Annotated in this window: 6 protein-coding genes, 2 tRNA genes, 2 rRNA genes and 1 other annotated feature; of the genes, 5 read left to right on the top strand and 5 right to left on the bottom strand. The window is 42.2% G+C overall.

Annotation, left to right across the window (positions count from 1 at the left end):
* Positions 1-10 precede the first annotated feature (10 nt).
* Positions 11-823, bottom strand: a complete 813-nt coding sequence (locus tag G2999_RS04920) for a sulfite exporter TauE/SafE family protein (RefSeq protein WP_029257395.1) — start codon at positions 821-823, stop codon at positions 11-13.
* 432 nt (positions 824-1,255) lie between these two features.
* On the opposite strand from G2999_RS04920, the gene G2999_RS04915 reads away from it, so the two are divergent.
* Genes G2999_RS04915 through G2999_RS04895 form a run of 5 tightly spaced genes read left to right on the top strand, consistent with a single transcriptional unit; the run spans position 1,256 to position 7,634 of the window.
* Positions 1,256-2,653, top strand: coding sequence for a cytochrome ubiquinol oxidase subunit I (locus G2999_RS04915; RefSeq protein ID WP_010179318.1), 1,398 nt, complete (start codon positions 1,256-1,258; stop codon positions 2,651-2,653).
* Positions 2,653-3,654, top strand: a complete 1,002-nt coding sequence (gene cydB / locus G2999_RS04910; protein WP_010179316.1) for a cytochrome d ubiquinol oxidase subunit II — start codon at positions 2,653-2,655, stop codon at positions 3,652-3,654. Before G2999_RS04915 ends, cydB begins: the two co-directional genes overlap by 1 nt.
* A gap of 3 nt (positions 3,655-3,657) precedes the next feature.
* The gene (cydD, locus tag G2999_RS04905; RefSeq protein ID WP_010179314.1) at positions 3,658-5,355 is read left to right on the top strand and encodes a thiol reductant ABC exporter subunit CydD; all 1,698 of its coding nucleotides are present in this window, start codon (positions 3,658-3,660) and stop codon (positions 5,353-5,355) included.
* Positions 5,352-7,019: an amino acid ABC transporter ATP-binding/permease protein gene (locus G2999_RS04900; protein WP_010179312.1), complete on the top strand. Its 1,668-nt coding sequence runs from the start codon at positions 5,352-5,354 to the stop codon at positions 7,017-7,019. The genes cydD and G2999_RS04900 overlap by 4 nt, the downstream gene beginning before the upstream one ends.
* Before the next feature lie 60 nt (positions 7,020-7,079).
* Positions 7,080-7,634, top strand: coding sequence for a DsrE family protein (locus G2999_RS04895; protein ID WP_010179310.1), 555 nt, complete (start codon positions 7,080-7,082; stop codon positions 7,632-7,634).
* A gap of 78 nt (positions 7,635-7,712) precedes the next feature.
* Here G2999_RS04895 and rrf read toward each other — a convergent pair.
* The 4 genes from rrf to G2999_RS04875 form a co-directional block, all read right to left on the bottom strand.
* Positions 7,713-7,828 (bottom strand): 5S ribosomal RNA (gene rrf, locus G2999_RS04890).
* Between the two features lie 188 nt (positions 7,829-8,016).
* Positions 8,017-10,901: ribosomal RNA gene (locus G2999_RS04885) — 23S ribosomal RNA — on the bottom strand.
* A 379-nt stretch (positions 10,902-11,280) separates the two neighbouring features.
* Positions 11,281-11,356: transfer RNA gene (locus G2999_RS04880), tRNA-Ala, on the bottom strand.
* Positions 11,357-11,407: 51 nt separating this feature from the next.
* A tRNA-Ile gene (locus G2999_RS04875) sits at positions 11,408-11,484 on the bottom strand.
* A 100-nt stretch (positions 11,485-11,584) separates the two neighbouring features.
* Positions 11,585-12,194, bottom strand: a sequence feature (16S ribosomal RNA rRNA prediction is too short).

Here is a 12,194-nt window from a genome sequence, read left to right as displayed (position 1 = left end):
AACTCCAAACTTATAATATTTCTTTAACGATAATAAAAACGGCAATGGCCAAGGTGAAATAGGCAAAAAACTTTTGCAAAGTTTGACCTTCCAGATTACCTGCAATCTTCTTAGATATTGTCATCCCGATGAATGTCGCTAACAGCATCATGCCTAGCAATGGTATATCTAGATCTATGCCAGATTGGAGATCACCGGTAAAACCAATCAATGATTTTAGGGCAATAATGAATAACGATGCACCCACCGCTTTTTTCATTGGCATTCCCATTAGAAGTACAAGTGCTGGGATAATCAAAAAGCCGCCACCAGCGCCTAATACGCCAGTAATCACACCAACAAAAGCGCCCTCTACAGCGATTAATAGAATATTAGGGCTTTTCGTCATTACCACATCTGAACCCGCTTGCTGTAAAGTTATCGGCTCTGCATAAGCTTTTTTAAGCATCATGGCTGCAGAAACAAGCATCAACACTGCGAAAAACACCATAATGGCGACATTTTTACTAAACGAGAAAGTAGCAATATTTAATGTGTCGGGTACGTTGGGCATTAAATAAGCTCTAGTTAAATACACAGCCATAATAGAAGGTATTGCAAATATAATAGATGACTTAACATCAACTAATCCTTGTTTGAAATACGAAATTGCCCCGTATGCAGCTGTCGCCCCAACAATAAGTAGCGAATAGCCAGTTGCGATATCAGCCGGTACTGCCATTAAGTATACTAAGATAGGCACAGTCAGAATTGAACCTCCGCCCCCGATAATACCTAACACGACACCCATTAAAATGGCAGCAAGAAAACCCAAAATCAGCAAAATTAAACCCTTGTATAGCTCTTTAATAATTATAGTTATATCATTAAGTAATAACATATGCAATTTAAGAATATCTGATTTATTGAAAATTTCCGCGTTCCTATTTCACATATACACAACCAATTTTTAACATTTTATGTTTGCTTTATATAAATTAAGACAAATATGGCAATTTATTTTGACATATCCGTCAAATCACTGAGGTTTTTATCTCTGACATTACTAATTTGAAAATCTTCAATAAATGAAATTATCGTTGGAATAATAGAAATGACCATAGATATTCATGCTTATAGGCATTGCTAACCGCTTTTTTTATTGGTCAGCACCTTAATGAATAATATTGGCTCAATTATTGCTTTATTAGGATTACTCTATTTTTAATGGGGTAGCAATATCAGTCATTATGCTTAATATTCGAAAGGTAATTATATGGAACTCGACCCGCTCACACTCTCACGCATTCAATTTGCTTTTGTAGTGTGCTTTCACGCTATCTTCCCAGTGTTTACAATAGGCCTTGCCAGTACGATTGCGGGGTTTGAAACATTACACTACAAAACTAACAATCCCATCTGGCAAAAACTCTCAAAATTCTGGATCCAAGTATTCGCTGTGGTATTTGGGATAGGGGTAGTATCCGGTATTGTAATGTCATTTCAATTTGGTACAAACTGGAGTAATTTTTCTTATGCTACTGCAAATTTTCTTGGCCCTGTACTCAGTTATGAAGTTGTTACCGCATTCTTTTTGGAAGCTGCTTTTCTAGGCGTATTATTGTTCGGTCGAGATAAAGTACCTCAAGGTGTTCATTTATTTGCTGCGATAATGGTAGCGACAGGTACATTCATTTCTTCTTTCTGGATATTAGCTGCTAATTCGTTAATGCAGACACCACAAGGGTTAGAATTAATTAATGGTATGTATTATGTCACGTCATGGGCTGACTCGTTATTTACACCTTCGTTTGGTTACCGTTTTGCTCATATGGCATTAGCATCCTTTTTAACTGCATCGCTTGTTGTAGCAGGTGTGAGCGCATGGTTTATCCTACAAAAAAGAGAACTTGAAGCCAATAAAAAAGCACTTTCTATCGCGCTTTGGTTCTTATTGGTACTCGCTCCGTTACAGGCTGTAGTTGGTGACTTTCATGGACTAAACACATTGAAACATCAACCCATGAAAGTAGCAGCGATGGAAGGTAACTGGGAAACAAGCAGTCAAGTACCTTTACTTTTATTCGCGATCCCTGACAAAGAAAGCCAAAAAAATCATTTTGAAGTAGCTATTCCTGGGTTAGCAAGTTACGTCTTAACCCACGACTGGGATGGTGTAGTGCCTGGTTTAAATGAGGTGCCCATAGAAGAGCAACCTCCAGTATTTATCGTTTTTTGGTCATTTCGTATTATGGTTGGATTAGGTCTATTGATGATTGCTTTTGGTGTGTGGGGACTCGTGCTCCGACGTAAGGGTCGCATCTACCACAACAATATATTTTTAAACGGTCTACGCTTTATGAGTTTGAGTCCGTTTATCGCGGTATTAGCTGGCTGGGTAGTCACAGAAACCGGTCGAGCACCTTGGTTAATATACGGTCAAATGACACACGCACAAGGTTTAACACCCTCACTTACTGGTGGGATGGCATTATTCACATTAATCGGTTACATCGTTGTGTATTCTTGCGTATTCAGCGCTGGCGTATATTACCTATTGCAAGTATTTAAAGGCGGACTGGAAAAAGCCAATGCACCTCATGAATTAGAAGAAGTCGAAAGACCGATGAGACCTTTTTCTGCTGCCCATGTAGCTATCGACGGAGATGAATAATGGAACCTACATTTGATTTAACAATTATATGGGCTGGTATTATCGGCTTTGGATTAATGATGTATGTATTGATGGATGGCTTCGATTTAGGCCAAGGCATACTTTTCATGTTTGCACCCAGTGAAGCTGCACGTGATCAAATGATGAATTCAGTTGCCCCAGTATGGGATGGAAACGAGACGTGGTTAGTACTTGGCGGCGCTGGTTTATTAGCGGCATTCCCTCTGGTCTATTCGGTTTTTTTACCCGCATTATATATTGGTGTGTTTTTATTACTCGCTGGCTTAATTTTTCGTGGTGTCGCCTTTGAATTTAGGTTCAAAGCTAAAACATCTAAGTATTTATGGAATTGGTCATTTGCTGCAGGCTCTACGGTTGCTACATTTGCTCAAGGAGCTGTCGTTGGAGCGTATATACAAGGATTTGAAACTGAAGGGTTTGTTTATTCTGGCGGCCCTCTCGACTGGTTAACTCCATTTACCGTGATCACTGGATTGGGATTAGTTGCTGGTTATGCATTATTAGGTAGTACCTGGTTGATCATGAAAACAGAAGGTGAAGTCCAAGATTGGGCTTATAAGTTAACTCCTCGATTATTAGCTGCATTGCTAGTGGTATTTACTATCGTATGTATTTATACACCTTTCGTGGATCCGTTTGTGAAGAGTCGTTGGTTTGACAGCGTCAGTTTAATATGGGCATTACCTGCACTTGCATTATTCTGTGCATACTTAGTAATGACATCCGTCAAAAAGCGTCAGGACGGTATGCCTTTTGTTGCATCAATGGGTATATTTCTGTTTAGTTACTTAGGTTTGTTAGCGAGCAAATGGCCTTATATAGTACCTCCTAAATTTACCATTTGGGATGCAGCATCATCTTATAATTCGCAACTATTCTTATTACTTGGATTTTTATTCGTCATCCCGATTGTGCTTGGCTATACGACATGGACTTATTGGATATTTAGAGGCAAGGTAAAAGCGACCGGATACCACTAATCTATGGCTCGTTCACCCCGCCCCGCTCGTTCCGTTGGCAATGCGTTTTTACGCGAACATGCCATCGCTGAACGAAAGGCGCTGATGTTATCTGTATTATTTGGTGTATTAGCCAGTATCGCGATGCTAGTCCAATGGCTTAGCTTTGCGTTTCTGGCTGAACAAATCATTGTATTTGAAGCTGATTTGCAAAAACAAATTTCATTGTTGACCGTGCTAGCCTTGAGCTTATTAAGTCGACCGCTGCTACAAAAGATGCAAACAATATACGCTCAAAAAGCCAGTGCTCATATACGCTCCCATGTTCGTCAAAACTTATTAGATAAGTGGCGAAACACAAATCCAATGTTACTCAAAATCATGTCTAAAGGAGTACTTGCGAGTCAATTTATAGAACATGTTGAAAGTCTCGATGGTTATTATTCTCGATATTGGCCACAGCAATCTCTTGCTGTTATCTCACCTCTACTCATACTCGGCGTGGTTTTTTATTTAAACTGGTTGTGTGCATTATTACTCTTGATAAGTGCACCTCTTATTCCTTTATTTATGGTATTAGTAGGTATGGGTGCAGAATCATTGAATCAAAAATACGCATTACAAAGACAACGATTAGTAGGGCACTTCTTAGACAGAGTATCAGCACTTAGCACCATCCGCTTACTCGGTGCACAACAAGAAATTATGCAAGAAGTACTCGACTCGAGTAACCGTTATCGTAATATTATCATGCGTACACTGCGCTTAGCGTTTTTGTCTTCTACAGTATTAGAGTTTTTTACCAGTGTGGCAATTGCAGCATTGGCTATCTATATTGGTTTCTCACTCTATGGTGCCATTACATGGGGACCGGCAGAGAGTTTGAGCTTATTTTCAGGGTTGGCCATTTTAATTTTAGCACCTGAATTTTTTCAACCTTTAAGGACATTATCACAGTTTTATCATGACCGAGCTACAGCCCTTGGCGCGGCCCACCATTTACATGATGCGCTACAACCGGTCGATGATATTACGTATTCTATAATAAGTGACGCCGGTTTAAATACAGATTTAAGTTCACTCTCACAAGCAGTGACTCTCTCCATGCATGATTTATCTATCGGCTACAACACGTCTGAAGTCTGCTTAACCAATTTAAACCTAAAGGCTCACACCGGACAATTAGTCATAATCTCCGGTCAATCGGGATCAGGTAAAACGGCTTTATTAAATACGTTGGCGGGGTATATAAAACCCATAAAAGGGTCAATTAATATTGAGCCTTCCACTGGCAACAATCATGCGTTATTACCACAATCCCCTTGGATCAAAAATGCCAGTATCCGAGATAATTTGCTCGCATTAGCACCTCATGCTTCTGATCAACAGATGCTTGATGCGTTGTCATTACTTGGATTACTTGAAGAATTGAATACCAAGCATAAGGGACTAGACACGCTCATAGGTGAGCATACGGCAGGTCTTTCTGGTGGGCAATTACAACGAATAGCTTTCGCACGAATATTACTCAAGCCCAGTCCAGTTGTATTACTAGATGAGCCAACAGCTAAACTGGATATACAAAGCGGTACATTTGTCATAAAAGCGATTAACCAATTAAAACAGGAATCACTCGTTATTGTAGCGACCCATGATGAAACCTTAATCCAGCAAGCAGATTTGTCAATCAACACTGGAACTCATGGAGTAGCTCTCTCATGAAGTTTTGGTTCTTACTCATTTTTGAAAAGCATATTGCCCGAGTGAGTATAGGGATAATAATGACTTGGCTAACCATGGCATCAGGTATTGCGTTATTGATGCTTTCTGGTTGGTTTATTACTGCGACGACATTAACTGGGATTGGTATTACGGCTGGCCTAATAATGACGTTTGATATGTATGTACCAGGTTCTGGTATTCGTTTTTTTGCCTTGAGTAGAACGATAAGTCGCTATGTCGAGCGTATTTACAATCATGATACTATTTTACGCCTCATTGCATTATTTCGTGTCACCTTGTTTGGCCAACTAGTGAGTATGCCACTTTCTAACTTACGTCTTAACTCAGACAGTGAATGGTTAGGTCGATTAACAGCGGATATTGATGCACTAGATAGCATACTTATTCGCTATATTATTCCACCTATAGCCACTCTTCTATTGATAATTACTATCAGTTTATTCCTAAGCACGGTGTGGGTAGAGTTTGCACTCTATGTTGCTTTATTTATGTTATTAACGTTAAGTATAACTATCCAATACACTATCCGTTCAACCTCATCTTCAGGACAAAGAGTAAACACATTACTAAACCAGCTAAGGGTACAGGTTATAGATCACCTCAATGGTGTCATAGAGCTTCAGTCATTTAATGTAATGAAACGTCATCAAGTCAACATTGACGACACTATAACTCAGCTAACGCTAGCACAATCGCAGCTCGATACCAAAACGGTGCAACTACAAAATTGGCTTGAATGGCTATTACAACTTAATTTATTTATTGTCGTGATTTGTACATTGAATGCATTTGAATCTAAGATCATCAGCGGACCAGAAGCCGTCATGATTGTAATGTTGTTTTTAGGCACTAATGAGATATTTCAAAGTTTCATTACACAGTTCAGCACTTGGGGTAAAACACATTTCGCAGCACACCGTCTTAGTACACTACAAGATCCAAGAACATCTATACCAAATATTCACAAAGAGATAGATAACGTTACTTCAATCGATGTCAAAATTATTGACCATCAAAATATCAATGCTATCGACATCTCATTATCACTTGAACACAGACAATTTATTAATGTAATCGGGCCATCCGGCAGTGGGAAATCGAGTCTTGCCGATTTGTTGGCAGGTGTAGTGCCTATCAATGATAAGAGTCGTTATATTATTAATGCTGGTAGTTCGTTAGAAAAAGACACCCATATAAGTTGGTATCAAAAAATAGGCTATCTAGAGCAATCTAATACAATCCTTGCTGGTAGTCTTGGTTATAATCTAACTATTGGTATATCAGAAGTCGATGAAGAACGAGTTTGGAAAGTACTTAATCAACTTGAACTTGATCAATGGGCTAACGATTTACCAGAAGGATTAAATACGTGGCTTGGTGAATCTGGCTATCGATTATCAGGTGGGCAAGCAAGACGAATATGCTTAGCTCGTATATTGTTACGTAATCCTCAAATGATAGTATTAGATGAACCTTTTAATGGACTTGATGACAACATGGCCGCACGTATTTGGCGACAAATAAGTCCATGGTTATCGTCCAAGATTATTGTATTACTTACACATGAAAAAGCAGAATATATAGAAGTTGATAATTCTGAAATACTATCGTTAACTACAAATATAGACAATGATATTAACTAAGGACTTTCAATAAACCAATAAACATCGGACTGATATTTATTAAATAAATAAGGTAAGACAATGTACTTAAAACAAAAATATATATCGTTAGCAATTGCCTGCATACTTCCAATATATCCATTGAATGCATTTGCACAATCCACAGCATTTAATGACGGACCCGTCATTAACAAATTTGGGAAACACGCAGCTGTTCCTTCTAATACAGTCACATCCGAATCGACATTTCATGTCGCATTTGATGTGGGTAGCGCTTCATCAGATCCTGCTACAGTTAACCGTAAATTTAATAGTTTAGCGCGTTTCATTAATATGCATGTTAATGCTGGGGTCAAACAAGCTAATATACATTTAGCACTCGTCGTACATGGTAAGGCCACATTAGATTTATTGAATGATGCTAATTACCAAAAAAAATATGGTACACACAATCCTAATTTGCCCTTAATTCAATCTTTGATAAAGAATAATGTGAAAGTGATTTTATGTGGTCAAAGTGCTGCCGCACAGAATATCGATGATAGTGAAGTTATGAAGGGTGTTGAACTTGAATTATCAGCGATGACTGCTCATGCTCAATTACAACAACAAGGCTACTCTGTTAATCCTTTCTAAATATAAATGATAATTTACCACTTTCCTACAGGCATAAAAAAAGGCCTACCCTGAGGTAAGCCTTTCTTCGTAATGGGAGCTTGGCGATGTGCTACTCTCACATGGGGAAGCCCCACACTACCATCGCCGCTAATACGTTTCACTTCTGAGTTCGGAATGGAGTCAGGTGGTACCGTATCGCTATTGTCGCCAAGCAAAAACTGGTCGATGTGATAACTATGTATCAACATCATGTTCTTAACTAATTTGGAAAAAGCTATATAAAAGTATTCGTAACTATTTAATGTCCAGAGCGCTACTCTTATCAACATCTTATTTTTTGATTATCTTATTGTCACTATCAATACGCGACCTAACTACTTTAAAGCAGCTTAGGCGTTGTATGATTAAGCCGCACGGGCAATTAGTACAGGTTAGCTTAACGCCTTGCAACGCTTCTACACCCTGCCTATCAACGTCGTCGTCTACAACAACCCTACAGAGAGATTAAATCTCTTGGGAAGACTCATCTTTGGGCCGGCTTCCCGCTTAGATGCTTTCAGCGGTTATCCGTTCCGAACGTAGCTACCGGGCAATGCCTTTGGCAAAACAACCCGAACACCAGCGGTTCGTCCACTCCGGTCCTCTCGTACTAGGAGCAGCTCCCATCAATCTTCCAACGCCCACACCAGATAGGGACCGAACTGTCTCACGACGTTCTAAACCCAGCTCGCGTACCACTTTAAATGGCGAACAGCCATACCCTTGGGACCGACTTCAGCCCCAGGATGTGATGAGCCGACATCGAGGTGCCAAACACCGCCGTCGATATGAACTCTTGGGCGGTATCAGCCTGTTATCCCCGGAGTACCTTTTATCCGTTGAGCGATGGCCCTTCCATACAGAACCACCGGATCACTATGACCTACTTTCGTACCTGCTCGACGTGTCTGTCTCGCAGTTAAGCTGGCTTATGCCATTGCACTAACCTCCTGATGTCCGACCAGGATTAGCCAACCTTCGTGCTCCTCCGTTACGATTTGGGAGGAGACCGCCCCAGTCAAACTACCCACCAGACACTGTCCACAATCCCGATTAGGGACCAATGTTAGAACATCAAACATACAAGGGTGGTATTTCAACGGCGGCTCCACACAATCTAGCGACTATGCTTCAAAGCCTCCCACCTATCCTACACATGTAGGTTCAATGTTCAGTGCCAAGCTGTAGTAAAGGTTCACGGGGTCTTTCCGTCTAGGTGCGGGTACACTGCATCTTCACAGCAATTTCAATTTCACTGAGTCTCGGGTGGAGACAGCGTGGCCATGGTTACACCATTCGTGCAGGTCGGAACTTACCCGACAAGGAATTTCGCTACCTTAGGACCGTTATAGTTACGGCCGCCGTTTACCGGGGCTTCGATCAAGAGCTTCGCTTACGCTAACCCCATCAATTAACCTTCCGGCACCGGGCAGGTGTCACACCGTATACGTCATCTTTCGATTTAGCACAGTGCTGTGTTTTTAATAAACAGTCCCAGCCACCTGGTCACTGCGGCCCTCATCTGCTTAAGGAGTAAATCCCATCACAAACAAGGGCGTACCTTCTCCCGAAGTTACGGTACAATTTTGCCGAGTTCCTTCACCCGAGTTCTCTCAAGCGCCTTAGTATTCTCTACCTGACCACCTGTGTCGGTTTGGGGTACGGTTCATATATTCATAAGTTTAGAGGCTTTTCCTGGAAGCAGGGCATCAACAACTTCACCACCTTAGTGGCTCGTCTCGTGTCTCAGGCATGTAGATGTCCGGATTTGCCTAAACATCAACCCTACGCACTTTCACTTGGACTACCAACGCCAAGCTTGCTTAGCCTTCTCCGTCCCCCCTTCACTGAATATACAAGTACGGAAATATTAATCCGTTTCCCATCGACTACGCATTTCTGCCTCGCCTTAGGGGCCGACTTACCCTGCCCTGATTAGCATGGGACAGGAAACCTTGGTCTTCCGGCGTGGGGGTTTTTCACCCCCATTATCGTTACTCATGTCAGCATTCGCACTTGTGATACCTCCAGCATACCTCCCGGTACACCTTCAACAGCTTACACAACGCTCCCCTACCCACTGTACCTAAGTACAATGCCGCAGCTTCGGTATATTACTTAGCCCCGTTACATCTTCCGCGCAGGCCGACTCGACTAGTGAGCTATTACGCTTTCTTTAAAGGATGGCTGCTTCTAAGCCAACCTCCTAGCTGTCTTAGCCTTCCCACATCGTTTCCCACTTAGTAATATTTTGGGACCTTAGCTGGCGGTCTGGGTTGTTTCCCTCTCCACGACGGACGTTAGCACCCGCCGTGTGTCTCCCGGATAGTTCTCATCGGTATTCGGAGTTTGCAAAGGGTTGGTAAGTCGGGATGACCCCCTAGCCTTAACAGTGCTCTACCCCCAATGGAATTCGTCCGAGGCTCTACCTAAATAGATTTCGGGGAGAACCAGCTATCTCCCGGTTTGATTGGCCTTTCACCCCCAGCCACAGGTCATCCCCTGACTTTTCAACGTCAGTGGGTTCGGTCCTCCAGTTGATGTTACTCAACCTTCAACCTGCCCATGGCTAGATCACCGGGTTTCGGGTCTATACCTAGCAACTAAACGCGCAGTTAACACTCGCTTTCGCTACGGCTCCCCTATGCGGTTAACCTTGCTACTAAATATAAGTCGCTGACCCATTATACAAAAGGTACGCAATCACAGAACTAGTCTGCTCTCACTGCTTGTACGTATACGGTTTCAGGTTCTATTTCACTCCCCTCACAGGGGTTCTTTTCGCCTTTCCCTCACGGTACTGGTTCACTATCGGTCAGTTAGGAGTATTTAGCCTTGGAGGATGGTCCCCCCATATTCAGTCAAGATAACACGTGTCCCCGACCTACTCGTTTTCACTTAAAGTTCGTTTTCGTGTACAGGGCTATCACCTTGTATCGCTGAGCTTTCCAACTCATTCCACTTACTTACAATACGCTTAAGGGCTAATCCCCGTTCGCTCGCCGCTACTAGGGGAATCTCGGTTGATTTCTTTTCCTAAGGGTACTTAGATGTTTCAGTTCCCCTCGTTTGCCTCCATACCCTATATATTCAGGTACAGATACCGCCGAAGCGGTGGGTTTCCCCATTCGGACATCTGTGGCTATTACGCGTTTTATCAGCTCACCACAGCTTTTCGCAGATTAACACGTCCTTCATCGCCTCTAACTGCCAAGGCATCCACCGTATACGCTTAGTCACTTAATCATACAACCCTAAACCGCCTTCTGTATGCCTGTATGTATACATGAGATACGCAGGACTTATTAGCTTCGGTCGTCGGTTACCAACTTAATGGCTGTTATATGAGTGACAATAATTTGCTAATCAAAAATGTTCATCATCACTCGAAGTGAATGAATCACATTATAAATGTCAGATAGAGTAGCTCTTGAAAAAACCGCCTAAATACATAGACTATTTTTCAGTTACTCTTTCATTAAATATTGATTACTTTTATCAGCTTTCCAAATTGTTAAAGAACATCGTGCTATGCACGTTAGAGTAAAAAACCCTAAAGAATAATCAGCTTAACTTTATGTCAAACAAACCATTCTTTAAGGCTCGTATATCTCATTACATGTATTGGTGGAGCTAAGCAGGATCGAACTGCTGACCTCCTGAATGCAAATCAGGCGCTCTCCCAGCTGAGCTATAGCCCCGATACATGTACAAAGAAAACATCCACTTTACAACGCACCATTTATAAAAAATGGTAGGCTTGGGCAGACTTGAACTGCCGACCTCACCCTTATCAGGGGTGCGCTCTAACCAGCTGAGCTACAAGCCTGTCATATAAGCTGTTTTCTTCGCTCTTCATTTAATAACAAAACAATTTGTGTGAACACTACATTAAAAGCGTCAATAGACGTAATAGTAAGGAGGTGATCCAACCCCAGGTTCCCCTAGGGTTACCTTGTTACGACTTCACCCCAGTCATGAAACACAAAGTGGTAAGCGCCATCCCGAAGGTTAAGCTACCTACTTCTTTTGCATCCCACTCCCATGGTGTGACGGGCGGTGTGTACAAGGCCCGGGAACGTATTCACCGTAGTATGCTGACCTACGATTACTAGCGATTCCGACTTCATGGAGTCGAGTTGCAGACTCCAATCCGGACTACGACGAGCTTTAAGGGGTCCGCTTACCTTCGCAGGTTCGCATCCCTTTGTACTCGCCATTGTAGCACGTGTGTAGCCCTACTCGTAAGGGCCATGATGACTTGACGTCGTCCCCACCTTCCTCCGGTTTGTCACCGGCAGTCTCCTTAGAGTGCCCAACTTAAGGCTGGCAACTAAGGACAAGGGTTGCGCTCGTTGCGGGACTTAACCCAACATCTCACGACACGAGCTGACGACAGCCATGCAGCACCTGTATCTAGATTCCCGAAGGCACCAATTCATCTCTGAAAAGTTTCTAGTATGTCAAGAGTAGGTAAGGTTCTTCGCGTTGCATCGAATTAAACCACATGCTCCACCGCTTGTGCGGGCCCCCGTCAAT

Source organism: Glaciecola sp. HTCC2999 (genome assembly GCF_000155775.1).
In the GTDB taxonomy this organism is placed as follows: Bacteria; Pseudomonadota; Gammaproteobacteria; order Enterobacterales; family Alteromonadaceae; genus Opacimonas.
This window is presented reverse-complemented; position numbering and strand designations above follow the sequence as displayed.

Bases quoted from the DNA above. Each gene is read 5' to 3' on its own strand.
- G2999_RS04915 (WP_010179318.1), top strand. From the start codon at position 1,256: ATGGAACTCGACCCGCTCACACTCTCACGCATTCAATTTGCTTTTGTA.
- cydB (WP_010179316.1), top strand. From the start codon at position 2,653: ATGGAACCTACATTTGATTTAACAATTATATGGGCTGGTATTATCGGC.
- cydD (WP_010179314.1), top strand. From the start codon at position 3,658: ATGGCTCGTTCACCCCGCCCCGCTCGTTCCGTTGGCAATGCGTTTTTA.
- G2999_RS04900 (WP_010179312.1), top strand. From the start codon at position 5,352: ATGAAGTTTTGGTTCTTACTCATTTTTGAAAAGCATATTGCCCGAGTG.
- G2999_RS04895 (WP_010179310.1), top strand. From the start codon at position 7,080: ATGTACTTAAAACAAAAATATATATCGTTAGCAATTGCCTGCATACTT.